The sequence below is a fragment of the Nocardia rosealba genome, from assembly GCF_020216065.1.
In the GTDB taxonomy this organism is placed as follows: Bacteria; Actinomycetota; Actinomycetes; order Mycobacteriales; family Mycobacteriaceae; genus Nocardia; species Nocardia rosealba.
Window position 1 is genome coordinate 1 of record NZ_JAIWNA010000006.1, and the last position, 19,557, is coordinate 19,557.

Genomic DNA, 19,557 nt, shown 5'->3' on the forward strand with positions numbered 1-19,557 from the left:
AACCACGCACCCTTCCCGACCTCGAGGAGGGAACGCCGCGAAGCGGCGCAGCGGCCCGGCCGCGCGAACAGCGCTCGAAGCGCATGCGCGAAGCGCGAGTCTAGAGCGCTGTTCGCGCGGCCCCCCAGGGGCCGCGCTCGAGCGCGCCAGCGCTCCAACAAACACAGCCCAATACCTTTGTGGTGCACAAAACACCAAGGTGGTTCCATACCTCCCTGGTGCACAAAACACCGAGGTGGTTCCTTACCACTGGGAGCCCAGCACCTATCCAACTCCGCCCCAAACACGCCAAAAGCCCCGCTCCACACGGAGCGGGGCTTCGAACGAAAAACCTTAGTTCTTAGGCTTCTCAGCCCAAACCGTGGTGCCATCCGGCGCCTGCATCACATTGAGCAGCTCGATACCGGCGGCCAGCATCGTCGGCCCACCGATCGCGATCATGCCGATGATGCCGCCGACGGCCGCACCGAGCGGCAGACCCGCGAGGCAGCCCACACCGAACAGCGGCAGACCGAAGACACAGCCGACAACGGCGCCGATGGCGGTACCGACGAAGGTGCCGATGGCGGTGCCGATGCTGAACTTCGAGGAGAAGTCGTTGATGGCCTTCTGGTTTTCTTGAGCCGAGGCGATGGGGTCGGCCTTGAGGACCGGCTTGACGCCGACCGGCTCGGTGCCGAGCTCGACACCCGCGGGGCGCTCGGGGGTCAGCTCGAGGACGGTGTTGTCCTTGACGACCTCGGCCTTGGCCGGGATGTCAGTGCCGTTGATCGTGAAGTCGATCGGCAGCGAGACGACGGTGGCGCCGGTGGTGTCCTTGATCTCGGCGACCTTGGTCTTGGGCGCTTCGGGGGTTTCGCCTTCTTGCTCGACGATGGCGAAGGTGCCGTTCTGCAGGGTCGCGACGATGGTCTTGTCGACCATCTTGACCGAGTACTTGATGTCCTGTGCCGGAGCGGGGACAGGCTCGGCGTGCGCGGTCCCCAGCGACACAGTCATCGCCCCGATAACCAGTGCGGCACCCGCAGCGGTTTTACGGAAGTTCATTGAGGTTCCTATCCATCAGGTTTGTTGCGGCGTGCGATCAAGCGACACGCGAGACTCGTCAAGCGGACGCACCCTTGTGAGATGCTCCCAACTTCTCCCCGAGCAGTGTGAAGACCGGCACAGCAGACAGAACGTCTGGAGCCTAGTAGACCGAAACCCCTGATGCCAGCACAGTTTCCAGGGGCATGGGTGAGGCTGCCCTAACCCATCGCGTCGGCAGACGAGGTTTCCCATGCTCAATCACAAACATGACCCGACCGGGTCAAACATGCTAGTGACATACGTCACATAATCAGCGGTACGAACGGCTCTTCAGGGACCGCCCCGGCAACCTGCCCGCAAGAAAATCGACGGCGAATCCGAGGACACCGATCACCAGGATGATGGCGACCACCTGATCGTAGGCGAGCTGGTCACGGGCGTTGAGGATCTGGTACCCGAGTCCCGATCGCACACCGAGCATCTCGGCGGGCACGAGCACGATCCAGGCCGTGCCGAGCCCGAGCCGCAGCCCGGTACGGACGTGGTCGCGCACGGCCGGAATGATGACAACGCGCAGCTGCTCCGCCCGGGTCGCGTGGAACGAGCGCGCCACGTCGAGGAAGCCCCGATCGATGGCGTGCACCCCCGCCACCGTGTTCAGCATGATCGGCCACACCGCCGCCGCGGCGACGAGGAAGTACACCGGTTGGTTGCCGATGCCGAACACGGCGATGGCGATCGGGGTCCACGACAGCGGCGAGATCATCCGCAGGAACTGCACCACGGGCGAGGCGGCCTGTTCGATCCGGGTGCTGAGCCCGATCAGCAACCCGATCGGCACGCCGAGCACGGTGGCGATCGCGAGCCCGATCAACAACCGCCACAGGCTGATTCCCGCGTCGGCGATGAGCACACCGCGTTCGTGCAGATCGGCGATGGCGGGCAGCACGTGCTGGGGCGCGGTGCGGCGCAGCAGCGAGTGTTCCGGGGAGAACACCGTTGTCGCCGTCCACCACAACCCGACGGTGACGAGCACGGCGAGCACCGGCGGCCACACCCTGGCCAGGACCGAGCGCGAGACGGTCGAGCCGGTTTTCGGTGGGGCTTGGGTCGTTGTAGTCACAGCAGGTGCACCTGTTCAGTTCGGTCGAGGCCGGTGAGCCCGAATGCTTGCCCCCCACCCTGTGCGGCAAGGGAATTCAGCACGAAGGTGTCGTCGACGAGCTCGCTGTGCGCGCGGGCCGGGTCGAGGGTGTCGAGGAAACCCCGGTCGCCGTCGACGACGGTCTCGTGCATCTCCTCGACCAGCCGCCGGGTGAAGCTCGGGTACGGGTAGGGCTGGAACCCCACCAGCTGCGGCGACCAGTCGGGCCGCTGGAACTGATAGGGCGGGTTGGGGTAGGCGAGCGCGGTCCGTACGGCGGGCAAGGGTTGCGGCAGGTAGCTGCCGGCGGTGAGCGCTTCCGCGGCGCGCGGCCGGTCGGTGCCGATGCGTAGCTGCGCCGCGACCACCGCGTCGGTGACGGCCTGGACGGCGTGCGGTCGTTCGGCGATCACGTCGTCGCGGGTCACCAGCACGCAGCAGGCGTGTTCACGCCACACGTCACCGAGGAACACGTGGATGCGCCCGATCTTCTTGATCTGGGCGATGGCGTTGAACGGGTCGGCGACCACATAGCCGGAGATGGACCTGTTGGCCAGGGCGGGAACCATGTCCGACGGACTCATCACGATGAGCTCGACGGTCCGTTTGGCGCGCGAGGCAGTCCGGCGAACCACGGGTGTGATGTCGTGGGCGCGCAGGAGTTTCTGCAGCACGATGTTGTGGATCGACCACCAGAACGGAATGGCCACCTGGGTTCCGATCAGCTGTTCCAGCTCGGTGATGTCGGGTGCGACGGTGAGCGCCGACCCGTTGGTGTGGTTCCACCCGAGCACCCGCACATTCGCCCCGAGCACCTGCCGCAGCTGAATCGCCATGGGCATCAACAGGTGCGCCACATCCACCTGTCGTGAGACGAACGCTTCCGCCAGCCCCGACCAGCTGCGGAACATCACCGGTTTGGCGCTGCTCACCGACCCTGCGGGGTAGAGGTGTGCCGAGTGCGCGATCAGCAGCGGTGCCGCGTCGGTGATCGGCAGGTACCCGATCCGCAGTGCCTGTTCGCGCCGTTGCCCGGCGCCTGCCGCGCTGCGGACCAGGTCGGCCGACCCGTAGAGCCCGGCGGCCGCGGTGAGTCCGGCCGCTCCGGCGAGCAGGTGACGTCGTGAAAGCCCGCTCACGACACCACTACTTCGTCCGGGTGGTACTGCCCGAGAATATCGGCGCGCAACGCGTCGCCGCCGTCGCGCACCTCGGTCCATTCGCGCCGGATGCGGCCCTTGTCGAGCAGCACGATGCGGTCGGCCAGATCCATCGCCTCGTCGACGTCGTGGGTGATGAGCACGACCGTCGCCTCGATCTCGGAGACGAGTTCGGCCAGCCACTTCCGCAGGTCCAGGCGGGTGGCCGGGTCGAGCGCGCTGAACGGTTCGTCGAGCAGCAGCAGCCGGGGCCGGGTGGCGGCGGCGCGCAGCACTGCGACGCGCTGCGCCTGCCCGCCCGACAGCTCGCCGGGGTACCGCTGCGCCAGCGCCCCCAATCCGAAACGGGCAAGCAGGATTTCGGGGTAGTCCTTGTCGAACTCGCGCCGGTGCGCGGCGAACCGGCCGGCGAGCGAGATGTTGTCGATGACGGTGAGCCAGGGCAGCAGCAGCGCCTGCTGGAAGACCACCCCGGTACGCGGGCGGGCGCCGTCGGTGCTCCAGCTGATGGTTCCGGTGGTCAGCTGTTCGAGTCCGGCCAGCACGCGCAGCAGCGTCGATTTGCCGCTGCCGCTCGGACCGAGCACGGCGAGGAATTCACCGCGGTCTACGTGGAAGTCCACGTCGTCGAGCACGGTGCTTTCGCCGAATGTCTTGCCACCGCCGTCGACTTTCAGTTCCCAGATACTCAATTCGGCCGTCTCTCGAGAAAAGTGTCACCAAGGGCCGCGCGCACCGACGTCGGCGCCGGTGCGCGCGGAGTGCCTACGCGCCTTTGACGCCGGTCAGGCGGGTGTACATGCCGCCGTGCAGGTAGTCGACGACCACATCGGTCAGCCGGTCACGGAAGACCTGCTCGAACGGGTGCAGCTCCCGGAAATGCGATCCGACGATGCCCGACTTCACGAAGTTGTAGCCGTTGATCGGGTACCGGCTCAGCCCCGACGTGCGCGGCAGCGCGTCGATGATGCGCACCTGGGTGCCCGGCGTGAGGTTGCCGAGCAGTTCGGCCAGCTTGTCCGACGGGTGCGGCACACAGCTGAACGCGATGCAGCTGAACAGGACGTCCACGTCCTGGTTCACGGGCAGCTCGGCGATGTCCTCGGTGAGCAGAGTGACGTTGGGCCAATGGTTCTCGTCGACCCGCTTCTGCGCCTTGGCGAGGATGGCGGCGTTGTTGTCCACCCCGATCACGTGCCCGGTCGGTCCGACGGCGGAGAGCAGCGCCGGGAAGGCGAGGCCGGTGCCGCACCCGAGGTCGGCCACCTTCTTTCCGGTGAGGTCCAGGCCTTCGACCAGGCCCGGATGCAGTTTGTCGATGCCACCGAGGGACAGGAACCACGCCGTCCGGTCGTAGATGGGGGCCGCGATGTCGTACCGCTCTGCGAATTTCATGCGAATCTCTCAGATCTCTCGTCGGTGGGTTATCGGGGGGTGAGCCGGACGTTGAAGCCGCCCTTGATCATCGGCGCGAGGCCGGGGTCTTCCACGAGCTGCCAGTTCGGCGGGAGCTCGATCTTGTAGCGGCTGAAGATGAGCGCGACCAGGTACGGCGCGATGAGGTAGCCGAGCTGTGCGCCGGTGCAGCGGTGCGGGCCCGCGCCCCAGGCCAGGTAGTGCAGCACGCGCGGCTGGTCGACCCGCTTGCTCTGGTCGTAGAAGCGTTCGGGGTCGAACACATCGGGGTCGGTCCACCAGCGCGGGTCGCGGTGGATCGTCGAGATCGGCACGCCCAGCATGGTGTTGGGCGCGATGTCGTAGCCCTGGTAGTTCGCGCCCCGCGCGGTGAATCGCAGCAGCAGCGGAAGGCCCTGCATGCGCATGCCTTCCTCGAAGCACGCCTTCACCCAGTGCATGCTGCGCACCGATTCGATGGTCGGCTTGGACAGGTCGACCGAGCTCGCCTCTTCGACCAGCCGGTTCTTGGCTTCCTCGGCCAGGCAGGTGCGCACGACGGTCTGGGTGATGGCGCCCGCCGTCGTGCCGTAGGAGGCACTGGTCATGGTCGCCACGTCGAAGCACAGGTCCCAGAACGTCATCGGGGTCTTGAGCTTCTTGTAACCGGCGAGCATGCCGTCGAGCACGTCGTTGTAGGTGCCGAGCGACGGCGAGTTCTGCCGTTCGACCACCCGGTCGCGCACGATCTTGCCGGCTGAGTACACCGCCCACGGCCGGATCTTGTACCGGCCCCAGGGGCGAACCAGATTCGGCGGATCCGCGATCTTCAGCGTGGAGCCGAGGAATTTCGTGAACGTCGACAGACCGTCGTGCAGATCGTGAATTTCCTTGGGCGTGAACGGTTCTGTGAAGGTCTGGGCCAGCACGCCGCGCAGCAGTGTCTGGAAGATCGCCTCTTGCAGGTCGGTCACACCGTCGGCATCGGTCGCGGCGGCGATATTCGACTCGAGGCTGGTCAGGTAGGCATCGGCATTGGCGTGGAAGGTGCTCTTGAGGCCGTCGCGGGTCACCAGCGGGCTGACGATGCGTCGCCGCTCGCGGAACAATTCGCCCTCGATGAAGGACAATCCGTTCTGCCGCTTGGCAATTGCCGGGTGGTAGTTGCCGAATTTGCTGTAGTCGCCGGAGGTGTCGCCCATCGCCGCGTGCGCGTCTTCGGGATTGGCGATCACCACCAGGTCGCGCAGCGGCAGTTTGATCCGCACCACATCGCCGTACTGGCGCACCGCGTCACGCAGGAACTTGTTGCGGTCCTTGGCGTATTCCGGATAGGAGCCCATGATCCGGTGGCCGGGCGGACCGGGCAGGTGCCGGTTGGAGAGCCTGCGACTGGTGATTCCGGTGACGGATGGCACCTTCTCCGCCGTGGCGTGGGGACATTTCTCGGTCATCACAAACCTTTCCTCTTACGGAAGACGTGGGCACGGACCAGCCCGCCGAGGTGCCGGGCCGTGGATTCCAGTTCCAGGCCGGCGTTCTCGCAGCGCGCGAGGGTGTGTTCGACGCCGCGATCGAGTTCGACTTCCCTGGTCATGTGGGCGACGGAATCCATGCCCGCGATGGCGGCGGCACCGCGGATGAGTCGCAGCCGCAGCTTCAGCAGGTTGCGCAGCAGCGGACTGTCGGGCATGGCGAGTTCGATCAGCAGGAACCGCCCGTCGGCGCGTAGCACCCGCACCGTTTCGGCGAGGGCGGCGGCGGGGTCGTCCATGTCGTCGAGGGCGAAACACATCACGGCGGCGTCGAAACTCGACGACGGGAAGTCGAGCGATTCCGCGCTGCCGAGGGCGAGCTGCCAGTCGTTGCTCGGCCGCTTGCGCCGCAGCCGGGCGAACTTCTGTGCGGCGACGGCGAGCATCTGCTCGTTGAGGTCGACGGCGACATACGACAGGCGCAGCGGGTACACGGCCGCCAGTGCGGCCCCGATCTCGGCCGTTCCGGCGGCGATATCGAGCACTTCCGCGCCCGGCGGCAGGTCGAGCGCGCGGACGGCGCGGCGGCGCAACCGTTTGTCGCCGCCGAGGGTGAGCAGCGAGTTCACCGCGTCGTAGCGCGGTGCGATTCGGGTGAACATGGCCTGCGGGGTGGCGGGGCGTGTTCCGGCCATCGCGATCTCCTCGGGTTTCACCGGCGCGGGTCGGCGCGGCGCGCGACGCGCACCGCCTTCTCCGCGCCGAAGGCCAGCAGGGTGGACAGGGCGCCGGTGCGGGCGTTCTTGCCGTCGCGGGCCCACCCGGTGAGCAGGCCGGCGAATTGGCGGATGTGCGCGCGGCCGGCGAGCACGGGTGCTTCGGCGGCGGGGATTCTGGCGTCGATCAGCGTCGGTCCGTCCCCGGCGAGTGCGGTGCGGAAGGCGTTGCCGAACTCCTTGGCGGAGCGCACCGTTGTCGCGCGCACGCCGCAGTGCCTGGCGAACCCGGCGAAGTCGATTTCGTGGAAGCCCGACGCACGGTCGGGCCAGCCCATGATCCAGCTCTCGAATTTGATCGCGGCCAGGGCGTTGTTGTTGAACACCACGATCACCAGCGGCGAACGTACGTCGGCGGCGTTGCGCAGTTCGGCCAGGGTGATGCCGATACCACCGTCGCCGACGATCGCCACGGACACCTCGTCGGGGTGGCGCACGGCCACGTCGACGGCGGCGGGCACCGCGAATCCCATGGTCGCGAACGAGGCGGTCCACAGGTAGCGGTGGGCCGAGCGCACGTAGCGGTAGGCCCAGAGCGTGTTGATGCCGACGTCGACGCTCAGGGTGGACGGCTTGTCCAGGTGGGCCAGTTCGTTGTCGATGATCTGGGCAACCGTGGCTGCGCGCAGCTTGCGTGCGCTCTCCCTCGGCTTGCGGCGCGGCCGTTCGGTGGCTTCGGGTGCGCCGCGTTTCTCGCCGAGCAGACCGACAAGTGCTTCGAGAGTTTCGCGTGCGTCACCGAGCAGCCCGACCGAATCCGACGGCAAGCGAAGGAAGGTGAGCGGATCGGTGTTCACCGAGATCACCGGGTTGTGGCCGACCATCTCGAAAGCCGAACCGCGCCAGGACACTCCGACCACGATGACGAGCCCGCTGCGCCGGACCCGCTGCATGGCGTCGTCGGTCCCGGAGGTGCCGACCAGTCCCGCGCAGTGTTCGCCGACCACGTCGGCCGCCAGCGCGCCCATCGTGCAGTAGAGCGGACTGCCTGTGCGGGCGGCCAATTCGACGAGTTCACGTCGCGCACCCGCCGCCCCGCGCCCCACGATGATGGAGATGTCCTCGGCGGCGCCGATGAGTTCGGCGGCCCGCACGATGTCCTCGGGTGCGGCGGTGGCGCGGCCGGGCAGCCCGATCAACGACGGTGGGATCGCGAACGACCGAGCGCTGTCCACGAGGGCGCCGCTGTCGCGGGCGGCGATGGCCGTGCGTGTCACGTGGATGTGGGTGACGCCGCGGCCACCACCGGCGATGGTCGCGAACGCGTCGCGCAGCCGGACCGCGTCCTTGGCACCACCGTCGAGAACCACCGAGACGGCGGCGATATCGGCGAGCACGTCGACGGGATCGAGCAGCCAGGGTGTGGTCTCGACGGAGACCAGCACCACGGACGCGTCGTCGAAGGCGGCGTCGTAGAGCCCGTTGAGCTGGCCGAGGAGTTCGGCGGGCGAGGTCACCACCGCGCAGGAGGTGGTTCCGTCGGCCTTGTACGCCGCGGTCGCTCGCATGGCCGCGGCCTGCACATCGGCGACGACGTGCAGGTCCAGCTCAGCCGTGGCACCGAGCCGCGCGCGGCTGTTCTTCGACAGATACGCGGAGCCGATACCCCGGTGCGCGAGTGCCGCGAACAGGTCGGTGACGTAGTCGACGACATCGACATCCGGAGCCGGAGTGGGTTGATCGTCCTCGAGCGCCGAGGTGAGGACGAGCGCCGGACCGTGCCGGTCCTCGCTCAGGCGGGACCGCAGTTCGGTGGCGTCACCGGCCCAGAACACCCCGATGCCGAATGCCTTGGCCAGGTCGCTCACCGGCACACCGGGTGCTGCCCGGCATACCACGGTGACGGGCACGTCATACCGTGCGGCAGTAGAGAATTCGGAGATGTACTGGTCGAGCGAGTCCAGGTCGGTGAGCGCGTAGGAGCGAGCACCGTTCGCGAGGGCCAGGCCGATGGCCAGCGGCAGCGCGGAACCCTCCGCCTCGAAATTCCAGGAACTGTGCAGCTGCGCGCGCTCACCGAGGTAGCGGCGGGCGAGTTCCCTCGTCGCCCCGGGATCGACGGCCACCGAGGCACCGGCGAGGGCATCGGCGAGCACACCCCAGCCCTCGGGTGCGTTCGGATCTGCCGGTGCGACAGGGGCACTCGCCGCGGGTGGGGTACCGCGCCTGCTCCACACGGCCGACACGAGCGCGTGCAGGATCTGCGGGACCTCCCCCGCGATCCCGATCCGCCTGCTTTCCTCGTCGAACCCCGACGTGGCCACATCGGTGATCTCGAGCAGCAGCTCGAGCGACGGAAAGTGCCGTGCCACACCGGCGGTCGGCCTGCCGATCAACAGCACCTGCCGGGCGTCGGACTCCTCGACCGGCGGCACCGACCAGTCCGGAATCCCCGCTTCGGGCAGGGCTGCGATCGGCACACCCAGCGCGTCCGCGAGCAGCAGCGCACAGTCCGCGACCGCCGTGCCGCCCGCACCGAGCACGATGACACCCGGTGCGGAGCAAAGGTATTCGGCCAGATCTTCGACGCGCTTCTTGTCCACGTCGGGCGCTGTCCGTGCGCCGAACCGGTACGGGCTCTGTTGCTCGAGCCCCTCGATGGGGGAGTTGAGCACATCGGACGGCACGGCCAGGTGCGCGGAGGTCTGTTCGAGCCGCACCGACAGCACTGTCTGATCGAAGACGGCGAGCTGATCGGGCGAGACGATGTCGGTGGACCGCCACGTTCCGTCACGGAACAGTCGCGCCGAGTCGATCTCCTGGAACGATTTCGTGCCGATCTCGGCACGCGCCACCTGGCCGGAGATGGCCAGCACCGGCAGCCGGTCGTAGAGCCCGCCGTACACGCCGGGCAACAGGTGGGTGGCGCCTGGACCGGCCGTGCCGAAGCACACTCCGACGGTGCCCGACCCCTGCGCGTAACCGACCGCCATCCAGGCGGCGGCACTCTCGTGACGCACCGCGATGAGCTCGATTTCCGGCCGCCGTCCTACCGCGTCGACCAGGCAGTTCACCGATTCGGCGGGCATGCCGAACAGGTAGCGCACGTCGTGGCCGATCAGCCGGTCGACGAGGGCGTCGGCGAATCGTGGCCGCCCGAGCACGTCGGCGCCCAGGTTGGTGTTCATCTGCATGTCAGTGCCTCCACTCGTCTGTATCCCCGCGCGAGTACGTCGACGACGTCGGCGAGGTGCCCCCTGGCAGGAACCGTGATCCGGACGCCCGCGTCCGGGTAGCAGCGCACCGCGATGCCCGACTCGGCGAGGTGCGCCACGAGTGCTGCCGGATTCGGCGTCGGCACCCAGACGAAGTTGCCGGACGAATCGGGCACGTCGATGCCGTGTCCGCGAATGGCCGCGACGAATTCCGTTCGCACCGCGATCACCGAATCGACCTGGGCCTCTAGCTCGTTCACCACGCCGAGCGAGGCGACGGCCGCGGCCACCGCGAGCCGGTTCACCCCGAACGGCATCGCCATCGAGCGGCAGGCGCCGATCAGGTCACCGTGTCCGACGGCGTAACCCACGCGCAGGCCCGCCAGCCCATACGCCTTCGAAAAGGTGCGAAGCACAACCAGATTGGGATGTTCCCTGGCCATTCGCAGGGCCGCCGACCGGTCGTTGTCCCGGTCGAATTCGATATACGCCTCGTCCACCACGACGACCGTGTGCTCCGGCACCCGCGCCAGTACCTGCTCGATCTCCTCGGGCGTCACCTGTTCACCGGTCGGGTTGTGTGGTGAGCAGATCAGGATCGCGGCCGCGTCGTCGCCCGCCGCGTCGACCATCTCCGTCAAGGGTTGCCATCGATTCGGTGTCCCGATCACCGGCACCGCGATACCGCCCGCGCCGAGGACCACCCGTTCGTAGGCGTCGAAGGCGGGCACCGCGTACACGACCCGGCCACCGTGGCCGGCGACCCAGCGCAGCAGATAGGCGAGCACGCCGACACTACCCGGCCCGACGACGACCTGGTCCGGTGTGCAGTCGGCGAATTCGGCGATGGCGCTGCGCAAATCGCCGTACGCGGCGGCAGGGTAGGCGGCCGCGTGTTCCACCTCGTCGGCGATCGCGGTGCGCACGCTCGGCAGGGGTGCGAAGGGCAGCGCGTTGTTGGACAGGTCGAGCGCGGCCGCCGAGGTATCGGCCTCCTCACCGGATCGATATTCGTCGAGTAATACCGTGTCGCGCACCACCGTCATCCTTTCCGCCGTCACCCGATGTCTTCCTTTTTCCGGGTATCGAGTTTCAGCGCGTCCATAGCGAAAATGACCACCAGAGATCCGGCGACGACCAGCAGCGAGGAAATCGAGGGATCGGCCAGCAATACCCAGGTCGACAGATATCCGGTCGATACGATCATGTCGAACCGCAGCATATTGTTCGCCGATTGATTGTCTTCGCGCAGGATCATTCGCGCGCCCTGCAAACATGCCACCGGGAACCAGGCCAACGCGAACAAATACCTCGCTTCGAATTGCCCGGCGACCACCAGGAAAAGCGGCCCGAGATAAACGAGAACAGTGGCGGCGGCAGCAGCGACAGCCGCCTGCTGCCGTGTCGCGAAAATGGTCGCCGAGGTCGACAACCCAGCTTCCCGGTCACCCTGGAAATCCGGCAGGTTTTTCACGAATCCCTTGGCAACGAACCAGAGTAACAAATACGCGGCCATGCTGAGGAAGGACCAATTTCCCGCAATCGCCGGACCGTTCTCCGCGACGGCGGGCGCCATCAAAAACGGCAATGCCACATCGAGCGCGAAGAACACGAGCGAACCCATCGGCCGCGCCTTCATCCGCAGCGGCGCCAACGAGTACTGATGAGCGATGAGCAGGCACAGGGCCGTGAGCAGCAGGAATGCCGGGCTCACCACGGCTGCGGCCACGAGCATCACCGCACCGGCGGCGTAGCTGCTCCGCAGCAGTCGCCGGCGCCCGTACAGGCCGAGCAGGTACAGCCGTGCCGGGATGTTCTGATTGTCTTCCGCGATATCGGAATAGGCATTGAACAGGTTGGCCACGGCGCTGTAGAGGAACGTGACGAAGAAGCCGAGCAGAACGTCGATACCCATCGGCACGTCCAGCAGTACACAACCCAGGTAAAACGCGAGCATGCCGGGCAGGCAGGTGCGCGGCCGCGCGAACGAGAGAAACAGGCCGACCCGTTCCACCGTGCCCGTGGTGAACCCGTCGGACGAGTTCACCCAGTCGATTCTTTTCTCCGCCGATTTATGTAGGAATTCGTCAAGCGTCGGTTCAGGAATTGTTCCAGTCACAATCAAAGCCCACTCGTCACCCGTTTGCGGCCCGGCCGCGGAAGAGGCGGCTGGGGCGACCATACCCGAGTTTCGAAAAGAGCGGCAGTGTGTGCAACCGACGCTTTCTCCGGTTGCACACTCCGGCCGTTTCACAAATGGGGTATAGGTTTCCCTATGCTGATCGACTTCGTGCCCGACAAGAACCTCTACCCCTTCGAGTCACGCTGGTTCGACTCGTCCGCAGGCCGTGTCCACTACATCGATGAGGGATCGGGGCCGACGATTCTGTTCTGCCACGGCGTCCCCGCCTGGAGCTTCCTCTACCGCCACGTCATCGCCGAGCTGCGTACCAGGTACCGGTGCGTCGCCGTCGACTATCTCGGCTTCGGCTTGTCCGAGCGGCCCGAGGGTTTCGGCTACACCGTCGCCGAGCACACCGGCATCCTCGGCGAGCTCATCGACCACCTCGGCCTCGACGACTACGTGCTGATGGGGCACGACTGGGGTGGCCCGATCGGCCTGGGTGCCAGCATCCCCAGAGCCGAACGCCTGCGCGGAATCGTGCTGGGCAACACCATCTTCTGGCCCATCGAGGCGATGGCGAATCGCGTCTTCGCCCAGGCCATCCGCACCGGACCGATGCAGCGGCGCGTTCTCGAGCAGAACTTCCTCGTCGAGCGCGTGTTGCTGTCGGAACTCGGTAAGACGTTGAGCCCGGCCGAGATCGACCACTACCGGTTGGTGCAGCCGTCGCCGCAGGCACGCAAGGGACTCGCGGTGATCGCCAAGCAGATCGTCGACGCCCGCCCGCTGATGGCTCAGCTCGCCCGCGACGTGCCCGCGGTCCTCGCCGACAAGCCGACGCTGCTGGTCTGGGGCATGCGCGACATGGTGTACCGACCCAAGGCCCACATCCCCCGCATGGTGTCGACCTTCACCGACGTGGAGGTCGTCGAGCTGCCGCAGGCCCGTCAGTTCATCCAGGAGCACGCCCCCGTCGAGATCGCCGAGGCCATCGCCAAACGGTTCCCCTAGGGCAGTGCGGTCGCGGCGACCGGCGCGGGCGCATCCGATTCCGCGCGGGATCGCCGCGCCAGCAGGAACGCCGCGACCGCCGCCGGCCCACCCATCACGATCCCGTAGGTGGCGGCGGGCACCGCCATCGCCTCGCTGCCGAGCGCCGACACCGCGACCGCGATGGCCAGCGTCGCGTTGTGGATCCCGATCTCCATGGACGAGGCGATGGCCTGCCGGATATCGACTCCGAACCAGCGGGGCACGTAGTAGCCGACAGCCAGGCTCAGCACCGACAGCAGCAGCGTGATCGCGCCGAGCTTGCCGAAATTCGCACGCAGCGTGTCGAATTCGGAGCCGACTGCCACACTCACCGCCAGCACCAACACCGCCATGGAACCGAGCTTCACCGGTTTACCCATTCGGTCGGCGAACGCGGGCCTCGCGTGCCTGATCCACATCCCGAGGGCCACCGGCACCAGCACGATGACGATCACCTGCACCAGCTTGGCCGGTTGCAATCCGACCGAGGCGTCACCGTCCATGAACGCCGCCACCGACAAGGTGATCACGATCGGCATGGTGAACGCCGCGATCACCGAATTGATCGCCGTGAGCATGATGTTGAGCGCCACGTCGCCACCGGCGAGATGGCTGAACAGGTTGGCCGAGGTGCCGCCCGGCGAGGCGACGAGCAGCATCATGCCGACCGCGAGCACTCCAGTCAGGCCGAAGCCGAGCACGAGCAGCACACAGATCAGCGGCAGCACCACGAGCTGGCAGACGAGGGCGACGGCCGCCGCCTTGGGATGGCGGACCACCCGCCGGAAGTCGTCCGGTGTCAGGGTGAGTCCGAGGCCGAGCATCACCACCACGAGCGCGATCGGCAGCACCACCGCGAATTGCGAAGAACCCATCATCACTCCTGTTTCGCCCGGTCGGCCACCAGCAACTGCCCGAGGGCGATCCCACCGTCGTTCGGTGGAACCTGCCGGTGGCTGTACACCGCCAGCCCGGCGCGTTCGAGCATCACCATGCAGTTGACCAGCAGGAATTCGTTGAGGAACACGCCGCCGGAGAGCACCACCTGCCGGATGCCGGTGGTGTCGGCCAGGTTCAGGCACTGCCGGACGACCATGGCGACGACCCCGCTGTGGAACCGCCTGCTGATCTGGTCGAGCGCGGTCCCGGCGGCCAGGTCGGCCGCGATCGCGTGGACCACCGACCGGTGGTCGACTTCTGTAGCGGTGTAACCGAACTCGTACCCGTCGACGAGCGTGAGGTCGCGATCGAGCAGGCCCTCGAGTTCGATCGGGCCCTGCGCCTCGTATTCGGCCCGCGAACACACGCCGAGCAGAGCCGCCACCGCGTCGAACAACCGGCCCATACTCGTCACCTCGGGCGAGTTGATGCCACGGGCGCACATGGTCGCGTAGACGTGCCTGCGGTCGTCATCGAGCGTCTCGAGCACCGGAAAGGCTTGCACCGCAGCATCGATGGCTCCGAACGCGTCGACAGCGACAGCGACACCCGTCCGGATCGGTTCGCGCACAGCCTGATCGCCACCGATCAGGGCCACACGCCGCAGGTGCGCTGCCCGTTCGACCTTGCCGTAGTCACCGACCAGGAACTCACCGCCCCAGATGGTGCCGTCCGTGCCGTACCCGGCACCGTCGAACACCACGCCGATCGCGGGCCCGTCGAGCTTGTTCTCCGCCATGCAGGCCGCCATGTGCGCGTGATGGTGCTGCACCGCGATCGGCTCACCTGTCTCACCGATACCGCTGTGGCCCAAATTGATCCGGAAGTCCGGATGCATGTCGTAAACCCCGGCCTCGGGCCGCAGGTCGTACAGCGAGGCCAGGTGGGCAGCGGTTCGGCGGTGCGATTCGAACGTCTCGTCGTTCTTCAGATCACCGATGTGCTGGCTCAGATACACCCGCGTGCCCGCCGACAACGCGACCGTCGTCTTGAGTTCGGCACCGTAGGCGACCAGCGGTCGCAACGGACGACCCACCTCCACCGGGTACGGCGCGTACCCGCGCGCACGGCGCAGGAAGGTCAGCAGTGGCCCGTCCAGATCCGGATGGATCGACACCCGGACCACGGAATCGTCCACCCTGGACTCGATTTCGCGGTCGTGGTACAGAATCGCGTCCGCGATCTCGAACAGGTGCGCCAGCGCATCGGCATTGCGGTGCACGATGGGGTATCCCGACACATTGCCGCTGGTCATCACGAGCACATCGGTGTCGGCCTCGTCGAGCAGCAGGTGGTGATGCGGCGCGGAGGGCAACATCACCCCCAGGTTCGGGTTCCGTGGCGCGACACTTTCCGGTACCGCGCCGGTTCGCTTGCGTGCCAACAGAATCGGCCGAGCAGGCGAACGCAGCACCTGCTCCTCGGCAGGCGACAGTTCGACGATCCGATGCGCGGTATCCAGATCCCGCACCATCACCGCGAACGGTTTCGAATCGCGCCGCTTGCGTTTCCGCAGCAACGCCACCGACGCGGCATTCATCGCATCGACGGCCAGATGGAAACCGCCCACACTCTTCACCGCGACGATCCGACCGTCCGACAGCTCACGCACACTGCGGCGCAGCGCGTCCTCGTGCACCGTCCCGTCGGGGTAGGCGAGGAACAGCCGCGGCCCGCAGTCCGCACACGCGTTCGGTTGCGCGTGGAAGCGCCTGCTCATCGGATTCCGGTATTCCGCATCACAATTCGCGCACATCGTGAACGCGCGCATGGTGGTCTGCGATCGGTCGTAGGGCAACGCGCGGATGATCGAATACCGTGGCCCGCAGTTGGTGCAGTTGATGAACGGGTAGCGATAGCGCCGGTCGGCCGGGTCGCGCAGCTCGGCAAGACAGTCCGCGCACACATGGGTGTCGGCGGGGACGAGCGCCACCTTCTCCCCCGTGTGCTCGCTGTGCACGATCTCGAAACTCGACGCGACCGGACCGTCCGCCACCCGGCTCAACGCCACCACCCGGTCCACCCGCGCCAGCTCGGGCGCCCGGTCGGCCAGCTCCGCGCAGAACGATTCCAGCGCGGCCTCGGCGCCGCTCGCCTCGACGAGCACGCCCTCGGGGTCGTTGCGCACCCAGCCTGTGAGCTGCCGTTCGCGGGCGAGTTTGTAGACGAACGGGCGGTATCCCACGCCCTGCACGACCCCGGTGACCCTGATCTGCCAGGTGGCGGTCATGGCGGCCCGGTCAGCACAGGCGGGGCAGCTCGGCGCCCCGCAGTGGTTGCAGTGTCGATTCGCGTCCGGCGGTGTCGCGCAGCACGACGGTCGCGCCGTCCCGACCGGTCACCTCGCCGATCACCGTGGCATGCCTGCCGTACTCGTGCCCGCGCAGCGCGGCCACGATGTCGGCGGCGGCGGCCGGGTCGGCGAATATCGCCAGGCAGCCCTCGTTGGCGCAGTTGAGCGGATTGATGCCGAGCATGTCCGCCGCCATCGCGGTCTCGTGCTGGATGGGCAGCGACTGCTCATCGATGGTGATGGCCTTGCCCATGCGGCCCGCGTACTCGTGCAGCACCGCCGAGAGCCCACCTCGCGTCACGTCCCGCATCGACCGCACCGCCTCGCGCGGCACCGCCGCGAACATGCTGTCGATCATCAGGTTGAGCGGCGCGCAGTCGCTGAGCACCCGGCTCTCGAAGCCGAGACCCTCCCGGATGGAGAGCAGGTGCACCGTGTGATTGCCGATCGGACCCGACAGGATCACCGCGTCGCCGGGGCGGACCGCGTCCATCCGCAGCGGTTCGCGCAGGAAGAACCCGACGCCGCTGGTGTTGAGGTACAGCTGGTCGGCCTCGCCCGCCCGCACCACCTTCGTGTCACCGCACACGATCTGCACCTTCGCCTCGCGGGCGGTCTCGCGCACCGACGTGAGCACGCGCTCGAGCTGGTCGAAGGACAATCCGGCCTCGAGGATGAGCCCGAGGGTGAGATAGCGCGGCACCGCACCCGAGACGGCCAGGTCGTTGACGGTGCCGCAGACCGCGATCTTGCCGATGTCGCCGTTGCCGAAGAACGGGGGGTCCACCACGAAACTGTCGGTGGTCATCGCGATCCGGTCACCCTCCACGGGCAGGACCGCACTGTCCTCCATCTCCCCCACGTACACATCGCCGAGGGTGCGCGCGATGAAGTCGACCAGCTCGCCCGAGAGCACCGCGCCGGTGCCGTGGTCGAGCTGGATGTGCTGCGTGGCCACGGTCATGGTGTCTTGGTCTCCTTGCGCGGGATGCCGCCGGTGGTGTCGATGAGCCGCAGGATCTCGGCGGAGTCGGCGACGGTGGCGCAGTAGCTCTCCAGCCAGTCCAGCGCGCGCACCCGGTCGGCCTCCTGCGCCGAGAACACGCAGTCACCGGGCACCGCGACGATGTAGCCGCGGAAGAAGGCGTCGGCGGCGGTGGTCTGGATACAGATCTGGGTCTGCAGACCGATCAGCACCAGCGCTTCCACACCGGCGGCCTGGAGCCGGTCGTGCAGGTCGGTTTCGTAGAAGCCGCTGTCCTTGCTGCGTTCCTGGATCACATCGTCGGGGTCGACGAATTCCCGGATCACCTCGGCGCCGGGGGTTCCGCGCAGAGCAGGTACACGACCGTCGTAACGCTCGGCCAGCGGGTCGTCGGGCTGATTGAGGAGTTGCAGGTGATACACCGTGCAACCTCGTTTGCGCATTTCGGTCAGGAATTCGTTCACGCGGGGTGTCGCGGCCGCGATAGCGGCTTCCCGATCGGGATTCTTCCCGACGATGTCGTATTGCAATCCACTGGTGACAACGGCGATTTTGGACATGCCGATCCTTAGGTCCGTAAGAATGGGAAACAGGTCGGAAATTCAGGCCGAACGGGCGTCCGGCGAATTACCGTACGCATTATCGGAAGCGGCTTGCAGGGCCTGGGCAATATTCGCCCAATTGGCCGCGCATTGATTGGCGAGTTCGATCACATGGTAGGAGGAATGGGGTCGCACGAATTCGACGATCTTCTCGGCGTCACCCGCGTTCACCGCGTGCTGATGCAGCCACCGCAGCAATTCGCGCCCGCCGACGCTCATCCGTAGCGCCGGGTCGCGGGAGAGCACGGCGAGCAGGGCGTCGAGGTCCACCTGCTTCTTGTGCGGTGTCGGCGCCAGGCGGTCGTTCTCCGCCGGTCCGCCGGGCGCCGGGGTCCTGGCGTCGTCGGGCTGGACGAGCGGGCCCATGCCGCTTTCCAGCCGGGCACGGACGTCGCGGACGGTCGACGGCGAGAGGCCGACTTCACGTGCGATGGAACGCAGCGAGGCATCGGGGCGGGCCAGCAGGAGTTCGGCGGCCGTTTTGCGCGCCGAATTCGTGTCGACCGGCCGGAGCCTGCCGTCACTGCCGAGCCGATGACTCGCTTGCGACGTATCGCCGGTACCGCTTCTGATCGAGGCCACGGTTTTCGCGGAGAGCCCCGCAGCGGTGGCGATCGACCGATTCGACCAGTGCGGATGGGAAAGGATGATGCGTTCCGCCGCAGCTCGGCGATCGGCCAGCGACAACGGCAGGCCGTGCCGCACATTCTCTTGTACCCCGAGAATGAACGCCAATTCTTCGGAACCTTCGACCATATACGCGTCGATGTGCGTAAGGCCTTTGCGTAGCGCCGCGCTCGTCCGGTGAAATCCGTCGATGATCCTATTCGTCGGACGATGGACGAGAATGGGCGGCAAAGGCCATTCCGCCTCGACCAGCCGCTCGATATGAGCGGGGTCCTCCCCCTCGAATCTGGGGGAGCCCGCCATGACGAGCGAGGCGATTTCCACAGACTGTTTTACCCGGTTGGATTTCAGCGGGCGATTCACCTATCAAGCCCCCCAGTCTTTCAAGCTGTGCATCGATATCAAGATCAAGAGCCGCGTAAAAAAATATCGCAGTGAGCCAATTCGGGCAAGTGTTCGATCCGAGACCCTCGCCCGGGTCGCCGCGCCGGTCAGGGGCGTGCGGCGCCCTGCCCGACCGGCCGGTAACGAACCGACCTGACGGTGTCCAACTGGTGAAACCCACAGTTGGACAAGCATGTTCATGCCCCGAAGTCACGATCCGCCCAGCCGGCGCGCCGAGAATAGAATGGTCTATGCAACTCACAGCCGTGAGCCCGCTCAGGTGAGAATGTGAATTCGCTGGGAATTATTTCCACGGACCGAACAAACTGGACGATAGATTAATTCCATCTTGTTTCACATCGCCGCCCAGCATCGGGCCCCGGCGCACGAGGCCCCGGCTGTCGCACCCGCCGCCGCGCAAGCCCCATCGACACGC

The 19,557-nt window shown here is 66.9% G+C and carries 16 protein-coding genes; 1 reads left to right on the forward strand and 15 read right to left on the reverse strand.

Annotated elements, in window-relative coordinates:
* Positions 1-333: 333 nt before the first annotated feature.
* The 10 genes from LDL21_RS21240 to LDL21_RS21285 all read right to left on the reverse strand — a co-directional run bounded on the left by LDL21_RS21240 (position 334) and on the right by LDL21_RS21285 (position 12,316).
* On the reverse strand, positions 334-1,047 hold the full coding sequence (locus LDL21_RS21240) for a DUF8020 domain-containing protein (protein WP_225281490.1): 714 nt from the start codon (positions 1,045-1,047) through the stop codon (positions 334-336).
* Positions 1,048-1,339: 292 nt separating this feature from the next.
* Positions 1,340-2,152 (reverse strand): ABC transporter permease, encoded by an 813-nt coding sequence (locus LDL21_RS21245; protein ID WP_308017156.1) that lies wholly within the window; start codon positions 2,150-2,152, stop codon positions 1,340-1,342.
* Positions 2,149-3,312 (reverse strand): ABC transporter substrate-binding protein, encoded by a 1,164-nt coding sequence (locus tag LDL21_RS21250; protein WP_225281491.1) that lies wholly within the window; start codon positions 3,310-3,312, stop codon positions 2,149-2,151. The genes LDL21_RS21245 and LDL21_RS21250 overlap by 4 nt, the downstream gene beginning before the upstream one ends.
* Positions 3,309-4,025, reverse strand: coding sequence for an ABC transporter ATP-binding protein (locus tag LDL21_RS21255; protein ID WP_181698767.1), 717 nt, complete (start codon positions 4,023-4,025; stop codon positions 3,309-3,311). Before LDL21_RS21255 ends, LDL21_RS21250 begins: the two co-directional genes overlap by 4 nt.
* Positions 4,026-4,098: 73 nt before the next feature.
* Entirely contained in the window at positions 4,099-4,728 is a 630-nt protein-coding gene (locus LDL21_RS21260) for a class I SAM-dependent methyltransferase (protein WP_181698768.1), read from the reverse strand.
* 29 nt (positions 4,729-4,757) lie between these two features.
* Positions 4,758-6,182 carry a cytochrome P450 gene (locus LDL21_RS21265; protein ID WP_181698769.1) on the reverse strand — a complete coding sequence of 475 codons (1,425 nt, stop codon included), beginning with the start codon at positions 6,180-6,182 and terminating at the stop codon, positions 4,758-4,760.
* Positions 6,182-6,898, reverse strand: coding sequence for a class I SAM-dependent methyltransferase (locus LDL21_RS21270; RefSeq protein ID WP_225281492.1), 717 nt, complete (start codon positions 6,896-6,898; stop codon positions 6,182-6,184). The genes LDL21_RS21265 and LDL21_RS21270 overlap by 1 nt, the downstream gene beginning before the upstream one ends.
* Positions 6,899-6,915: 17 nt before the next feature.
* Complete coding sequence (locus LDL21_RS21275; protein ID WP_225281493.1) at positions 6,916-10,107, reverse strand: thiamine pyrophosphate-dependent enzyme; 3,192 nt, start codon at positions 10,105-10,107, stop codon at positions 6,916-6,918.
* The gene (locus LDL21_RS21280) at positions 10,104-11,195 is read right to left on the reverse strand and encodes an aminotransferase class I/II-fold pyridoxal phosphate-dependent enzyme (RefSeq protein ID WP_225281494.1); all 1,092 of its coding nucleotides are present in this window, start codon (positions 11,193-11,195) and stop codon (positions 10,104-10,106) included. The genes LDL21_RS21275 and LDL21_RS21280 overlap by 4 nt, the downstream gene beginning before the upstream one ends.
* A complete protein-coding gene (locus LDL21_RS21285) occupies positions 11,192-12,316 on the reverse strand; it encodes a UbiA family prenyltransferase (RefSeq protein ID WP_225281495.1) in 1,125 nt (374 codons plus the stop codon). Before LDL21_RS21285 ends, LDL21_RS21280 begins: the two co-directional genes overlap by 4 nt.
* A 93-nt stretch (positions 12,317-12,409) precedes the next feature.
* On the opposite strand from LDL21_RS21285, the gene LDL21_RS21290 reads away from it, so the two are divergent.
* The gene (locus LDL21_RS21290) at positions 12,410-13,270 is read left to right on the forward strand and encodes a haloalkane dehalogenase (protein ID WP_225281496.1); all 861 of its coding nucleotides are present in this window, start codon (positions 12,410-12,412) and stop codon (positions 13,268-13,270) included.
* On the opposite strand, the gene LDL21_RS21295 is transcribed toward LDL21_RS21290, so the two are convergent.
* From LDL21_RS21295 to LDL21_RS21315, 5 genes are read right to left on the reverse strand one after another with little or no spacing between them, the layout of a single operon-like run.
* Positions 13,267-14,166 carry a bile acid:sodium symporter family protein gene (locus tag LDL21_RS21295; RefSeq protein ID WP_225281497.1) on the reverse strand — a complete coding sequence of 300 codons (900 nt, stop codon included), beginning with the start codon at positions 14,164-14,166 and terminating at the stop codon, positions 13,267-13,269. The genes LDL21_RS21290 and LDL21_RS21295 overlap by 4 nt on opposite strands.
* Before the next feature lie 2 nt (positions 14,167-14,168).
* A complete protein-coding gene (gene hypF / locus LDL21_RS21300; protein ID WP_225281498.1) occupies positions 14,169-16,460 on the reverse strand; it encodes a carbamoyltransferase HypF in 2,292 nt (763 codons plus the stop codon).
* 10 nt (positions 16,461-16,470) lie between these two features.
* Entirely contained in the window at positions 16,471-17,487 is a 1,017-nt protein-coding gene (gene hypE / locus LDL21_RS21305) for a hydrogenase expression/formation protein HypE (RefSeq protein ID WP_225281499.1), read from the reverse strand.
* The gene (locus LDL21_RS21310) at positions 17,484-18,068 is read right to left on the reverse strand and encodes a cysteine hydrolase family protein (protein ID WP_181698778.1); all 585 of its coding nucleotides are present in this window, start codon (positions 18,066-18,068) and stop codon (positions 17,484-17,486) included. Before LDL21_RS21310 ends, hypE begins: the two co-directional genes overlap by 4 nt.
* 42 nt (positions 18,069-18,110) lie before the next feature.
* Positions 18,111-19,100: a ParB N-terminal domain-containing protein gene (locus tag LDL21_RS21315; protein ID WP_225281500.1), complete on the reverse strand. Its 990-nt coding sequence runs from the start codon at positions 19,098-19,100 to the stop codon at positions 18,111-18,113.
* Between the last annotated feature and the right edge of the window lie 457 nt (positions 19,101-19,557).